Here is a 4668-nt window from a genome sequence, read left to right on the forward strand (position 1 = left end):
GCAAACCCATCAGAGAGACGAGTTGTTTGCTCGTTCGACCCGGGCGTGGCGGTTCTTCTCATTCACAAAACTCCAACACCCACAGGATGCACAATCGCCGTGCAAGAATCGACTGGCCAACCCTCACAGTGGCAGGGAAACCGCAGACGGACTCACATAATCGCCGCTGATCGTGTTGCATATGGGCCGCTTCCTCGTTGAGACTCATGCTCTGTTCCCGGAGTTGCTGATGGAAATAATTGCGTTCTGCTCAAATGAATAGTGATGAGACACAGCACTTCCATTCACATGATATTCTGCATTTTTCACACTACTATAAGACAGTACGTCCCCCACGAGAGTCCCATTAGGCCCAGCGTCTCACTCCCACGGATTCGTCCCGAGCGCGTGAACGACGAAAATCGCACTCACCGCGATGCCGATGAGGACGACCGCGACGGGAAGCGCCGCATCGAGACCCGTCGAGAGGTACGACACCCAAATCTGGACGGGGAGGGTCCGCGGATAGTACGCCATCATGAGCGTCGCGCCGAACTCGCCGATAGCCCGAGCGAACGTCAGCGTCACGCCGGCGAGAATCCCGGGTTTGGCGAGCGGAAGCGTAATCCGCCGAATGGCACCGAGTCCGTCTTCACCGAGCGAGCGGGCGGCCGCCTCAAGTTCTCTGTCGACCCCATCGAACGCCGTCTTCGCAGTGACGACCAGAAACGGCGAGGCGACGTACGTCTGGGCGAGAATGACGCCGAACAACGAGCGCGTCAGCGGAACGGTGACCACGCGTCCGAGTCCCGCCGGACCGACGACTTTGAGCAGCAACATCCCGCTTACGACCGGCGGCAGGACGAGCGGAAGCATCACGATTGCGAGCACCACGTTCTGCCCGCGGAACTTCGTCCGCGAGAGCCAGTACGCCAGCGGTACCCCGAAGATGACCGCAAGTAGCGTGCTAAGAGACGCCGCGACGATTGAGTTGGTCGCCGCCGTCAGAACGAACTCGCTCGTAATGCCGTCGACCAACGCGCTCGGCGATTGCGACGTCCAGAGCGCGACGACCGGCAGGAGATAATAGACGAAGAGGACGCAAGCGAGCACCAGCGTGACGCCGCGCCACTGCGATACCGACGTGAGTGAGCCACCGCGGGAGCGATAGCTAGCGTGTTGTTGGGACATCTCCGGAGTAGGTGGGCTGTTCGGCGTGGACGGTAAAGCCGTGCGATTCGAGGTACTCCGTCGCGGTTTCGACGAGGGCGTCGAAGACGGCCGTCGCGGCCTCGGTTTTCGTCCGCTGCGTTGCGGCGTACTGAATGGGTGACCCGCGAACGACGACACCATCGGGGAGTGTGTAACCGGTCGTCGCGTACGACGAGGCGTGTTCGGGGTCACTCAGATTAATCGCCGCCGGGAGGTCGAGAGACGGGTACCCCCGCTCGACAGCCATACTTCGATAGACGAACGCGGCGTCGATGCTCCCGGCGTCGAACTGCGCAAGAAGTTGCGTCTCGGGATAGATTTGCTCGCGAGACAGGAGGCCGTCGTCCAGTTCCGGGCGGTCGTAGTAGTCGGCAGCGAGCGTGAGCGCGAACCGCGTCCGGTAGCCAAGCGGGTCGAGGTCGGGGTCGGTACGGCCGAGTCGAACACCACCGTCGAGTAGTGGAGCAAACCACGTGTCGGCGGATTCGAATCGCTTCCCTCCAGGCGTCGATGGATTGTACGCGAGTACGACTGCGTTGTTGGCGAAGGTCGCATACCACGGAACCGAAAGCGGTGCCGTGAACAACGCGGGGTCCGCGAGTGCGACGATATCCGGGTCACGCTGCTGGTCTGCGACCATGCGGGCGGCCCGAGCCGACCCGTGAGCTTCGACCTCGATGCGGGTATCTGCCGGCGGTTCGAAGCCAGTCGTGAGCGCGTTCTGAAGACTTCCGGCGACGAGGAGCGTGACCGCCGGATTCGACGAGGACCTGCCGACACAGCCAGTTGTCGTCGCAAGCCCGGCGGTCGCCGCAAGAAACGCCCGACGGCTCCAGCCCGGCGGGGACTGATTCATTGGTTCGCCTCGCACGGCGCTGCGATTCGTTCGAGTTCTCGACACGTATTGACGTTCGTCACCGAGGTTCGGACCGCTCGCGGCAGGTCGGCAAACGGCACGTAGTCGACATCGGCGAGTTGCTTCAGCAGGACGCCGAACCCGTCACCCGTCGAGAGCGCGGAAGCAATGTTGCGGACCGCCGAGCACCGATACAGGGCGTGCAGCGGTTCGTGGTAGCCACCTTCCGAACGCGGAACAATCGCGGAGGCGGTTCGGGCGGAGTCCTGCGCAGCTTTGTCGAACAATGCGCTGATGGCTCGCGGTTCGAGAAGCGGCATATCACACCCGGCCACGAAGAGCCACGGCGTTTCGGCTTCCGCACAGGCCGCCGTCACACCGGCGACTGGGCCCGAAAGTGACTCCGCATCCTGTACGAATCGAACGTCCCACGCTGTCGGGAGCACAGTCGACAGTCGCGCTTGCTGCTCAGGCGTTCGGACAGCGACGATAGGAGGTCGTCCCGTCACGGCGCGGAGAGTACCGACCACGCGTTTCAAAAGCGGGTCGTCGCCGAGCGTGGCAAGGGCTTTGTCTCCGGCTTCGAAGCGGCGGCTCTGTCCTCCAGCGAGGACGACACCGGTCACATCGAGCGGATGGTCGGTCATGTGAAATCAGGGTTTCTTGAAGATATCTTCGAGCGTCTCGGGGTCGGTTCCGGGGTCAAGCTGTCGGGCCTCGATTGACTGGACATCCTTCGCCGTCCGAGAACCGTCGATACTGGGCGCGATAAATCGGGTTTCGTACGACTTACCGTCGGCAATCGGCGTCCCGTCGCGGGCGAACGCGAGCAGGCCATCGAGCGCCGCATAGACGTCGATGCAGATTCGATAGCCGTCGTCGCTTTCGACGAGGACGTGGGTCGTCTCGTCCGAGAGGTCGGCTTCCGACAGCAGGTCGAGGACTGGAATCCCGGTCCACGTGGCGGTATGACGCGTCCCCGAGGCACACTTCACCGTCACCGTGCACTCGTCGGTGGGGAACGTCGCAAGGTCAGCACCGGACAGCGAGACCTGTCTGTCACCCCTCACGTGAATCGGGGTTGTAAGCGGAAACGCCTCGTGAGTAGGGAACCGTGGTACAGACATGAGCAGTCACTATGCAATGGTTGGTTGACGCGGACGCTGTATGTAACCGCGAATAATTAAGGGCTTTAATACAAGGAGGTGGAGACGAAGCGCTCCGACCGGGTTCCTGGCAGTTCAAAACAGTGTAGGGGGGAGTCAGTCGTAGGCTGCTGACTGCGGCGATGGCGAAGTTGCGCTGAGCGGAATCGTCACTGGCGTCCACACGACTGTTGTCAGGTTGTCGGTCATCGTCCGGAGTCGGTCGAGACACTGGTGGTGGCTCTCGGCGGTGACGAACGCGTTCCAGTCGCCGAGCGTATCGAACTCGAATCGAAGTCGGACGCTCGGCCCCGGCCCGACCACGGTGTGTTCACACTGAAAGCCGCACACCGTCTCGGCGGTAATCCACTGCGCCGTTGCCGCAGAGAGCCACGACTCGTATTCATCTCGGGACCCGTCGACGACATCGTACGTGACTTCGTAGCTGTATCGGTCGGAAGTCCTCATGACAAACCCTCCACGTTCGGTGGTGCTACCGTCGTGGTCCACCCCGAACGCGAGCTACCGTTGGAGCACCTCGCGCGTCGTCGCTGCCAGCGACGCGTAGAACGGCTCGTTCGTCTCGGCTTCGACCCGGTCGAGGAACGCCGTCGTCCAAGCCCGGGGGTGTTCGTCGAGGAACTGTTCGAGGCGGTCGTCCATCCCCTCCGACGCGAGGTGGGCACAGAACTCCAGTTCGGTTGCGATGTGGTCCGGCAGGTCCGCCTGCTCGGGAGCGTTTTCGAGACCGAAGGAGCGATACCAGTGGTCGACCGCAATCGTCGCGGGACCCATGACTGGTCCGAAGTCGTCGCCGTCGCCGTCGCGGTAGACGCTCTCGTACGGCGGACACGGCGGGCCGGCCGGCCCGATGAACAATCGGGCGTACTCGCTTCGAAGGTCGCGTCCGTCAACCTCGTCGAGCGACCCGAAAGGCGGCGTCAGCTCGCCGCGTTCGAGGACCGAAACGAGGTGGTCGGTCGGCTCGCGCCAGCACGTGGCGAGGACGGCATACGTCGCCGCGACCTCCGAGTCGAACGACTCAGCAGATTCCGACTGTGTGCCGGATGGGATGTCGGGTTGGGTTTCAGGTGTTTCAGGGGTTTCAGCCGTTGGATTGCTCATCGTTCTCCCTCCGAGAGGGTCGTTGGTTCGCCGCCGTCAGTCGCGTGAGCCGGTTCGACGCCGTGGGTGTCGGGAGTCGACTGCGTGTCGAACTGCTCCATCGGAATGTACCGAAGCCCGAGCGTGACGATTATCGCACCAAGTGCGACGATGCCGAGCGTGATGGTAACTTCGACGAGCGTGGGCGTGTACGTCCCCGCAGTCGCCCAAATATCGGTGGTGACGCCGTTGTATCCGGCACCCACGGAGATACCCGGCGCGGCGTCGATGTTCGCCACGTCGTAGCCCGTGAAGACCAGGCGGATTCCCTCGAACATCGTCCCGAAGACCGCCAGCAGACCGGCCGTGAAG

6 protein-coding genes and 1 pseudogene are annotated in these 4668 nt (G+C 62.8%); all 7 read right to left on the reverse strand.

What is annotated here, in order from left to right; genetic code table 11:
* Positions 1-360: 360 nt before the first annotated feature.
* A complete protein-coding gene (locus QT222_RS06190) occupies positions 361-1170 on the reverse strand; it encodes a molybdate ABC transporter permease subunit (protein ID WP_491476654.1) in 810 nt (269 codons plus the stop codon).
* Positions 1151-2047, reverse strand: coding sequence for an extracellular solute-binding protein (locus QT222_RS06195; RefSeq protein WP_491476655.1), 897 nt, complete (start codon positions 2045-2047; stop codon positions 1151-1153). Before QT222_RS06195 ends, QT222_RS06190 begins: the two co-directional genes overlap by 20 nt.
* Positions 2044-2694 carry a molybdenum cofactor guanylyltransferase gene (mobA, locus tag QT222_RS06200; RefSeq protein ID WP_004059625.1) on the reverse strand — a complete coding sequence of 217 codons (651 nt, stop codon included), beginning with the start codon at positions 2692-2694 and terminating at the stop codon, positions 2044-2046. Before mobA ends, QT222_RS06195 begins: the two co-directional genes overlap by 4 nt.
* A gap of 6 nt (positions 2695-2700) precedes the next feature.
* A complete protein-coding gene (locus tag QT222_RS06205) occupies positions 2701-3174 on the reverse strand; it encodes a molybdopterin-dependent oxidoreductase (RefSeq protein WP_491476656.1) in 474 nt (157 codons plus the stop codon).
* 135 nt (positions 3175-3309) lie between these two features.
* Positions 3310-3660: a hypothetical protein gene (locus QT222_RS06210; protein WP_014732457.1), complete on the reverse strand. Its 351-nt coding sequence runs from the start codon at positions 3658-3660 to the stop codon at positions 3310-3312.
* A 54-nt stretch (positions 3661-3714) separates the two neighbouring features.
* Positions 3715-4317, reverse strand: coding sequence for a TorD/DmsD family molecular chaperone (locus QT222_RS06215; RefSeq protein ID WP_491476657.1), 603 nt, complete (start codon positions 4315-4317; stop codon positions 3715-3717).
* Positions 4314-4668 (reverse strand): annotated as a pseudogene (locus tag QT222_RS06220) (NrfD/PsrC family molybdoenzyme membrane anchor subunit); the annotation flags it as partial. The pseudogene QT222_RS06220 and the gene QT222_RS06215, both read right to left, overlap by 4 nt.

Source organism: Haloferax sp. s1 (assembly GCF_058382125.1).